Annotated in this window: 2 protein-coding genes; both read left to right on the forward strand. The window is 62.7% G+C overall.

What is annotated here, in order from left to right; all coding sequences use genetic code 11:
* Positions 1-558, forward strand: a 558-nt coding sequence (locus tag O0K41_RS22250) for a hypothetical protein (RefSeq protein ID WP_308304569.1), incomplete at its 5' end; no start/stop codon positions are given.
* The coding region (locus O0K41_RS22255) for a hypothetical protein (RefSeq protein ID WP_308304570.1) at positions 558-1031 on the forward strand (474 nt) is incomplete at its 3' end. The genes O0K41_RS22250 and O0K41_RS22255, both read left to right, overlap by 1 nt.

The raw sequence follows: 1031 nt of genomic DNA on the forward strand, positions 1-1031 counted from the left end.
TATGTCGATGGCACATACTGGCCACTGAACACCAGCTCCAGTGGTGTGATCGGTACCAACGCCCCAACGGTGGTGCTGTTTGGATACACCACCGGGTTGGGTTGCGGACAGGTGCGGGCCGACTCTATCGAGGACGGGCGTAGCAATAGCTACCACATGATCTGCAACAACTATGCTGGGTCACTTGGCACGGAGGGTCAGGCTGGCAGTGGCGTTGGCCCGAGCTACCAGGGGTCATACAACGACATAACGATTGATCACCTCTGGCTAGGCCGAGCGTTAGGCAACGCCGATGAGAACACCTTTTCCGGTCGCAGCATCTTTCACCCGATCCAGTTGTGGGTCAGGCGAGCTGGAACCACCCCCAACCTGTCGCCGATCGGCGAGGTGATCGGGCTGCGGGCCTGCTACCTGGAAAAATTGGAACCCGAGCAGGAGATCGCGATCGGTGCTGAGACTTGGGTTGTGTTCCCGTGGGTACGCAAGCTAACGATGGCCAGCGGTTCGAACCAGCCTCCGGCAAGCAACGCCTATGGCTGGGCAGTCCGGAAGTCCTGATGGCGCTTCTCCTTTCCACCTCGATCAGCGCGGGGCCGAACTGGCGAAGCCGGAACCTGGACATCGCACGCACGCGGATTCCAGTGCCATTTCGTGGCGCGCTTGCCAGCGCTCGCGTGCTGGCGGGCCCGGCACGTGAGGCCACCATTGTCGAACCCGAACAGCGCTCGGCCGGTCCCGCGCTGCGCACCTCCTTCGATGACTGGTACCACCGAATCCACATCCTGCCGCTGCGCATTGACCTCGGTAATCTGGTGACCAACCAGGTGCGATTTGTGCAGGTCTGGAACGCCTATCTGCAGCCTCAGACCTTGGCCTCGGTGGTGCTGGAGAATGGCGAGGGTGTCGAACTGGTGGGGCCAGGCACGCCGCCGCTGACGTTCGCGCCGCTGCAGCTGCGCAGGTGGCAGCTGTCGATCACTACCGAGGGGCCGCCCGTCATCGCGGCCACGCTGTCCTACGACTTCGTGGCC

Source organism: Stenotrophomonas sp. Sm2128 (assembly GCF_030985535.1).
Taxonomy (GTDB): Bacteria; Pseudomonadota; Gammaproteobacteria; order Xanthomonadales; family Xanthomonadaceae; genus Stenotrophomonas; species Stenotrophomonas maltophilia.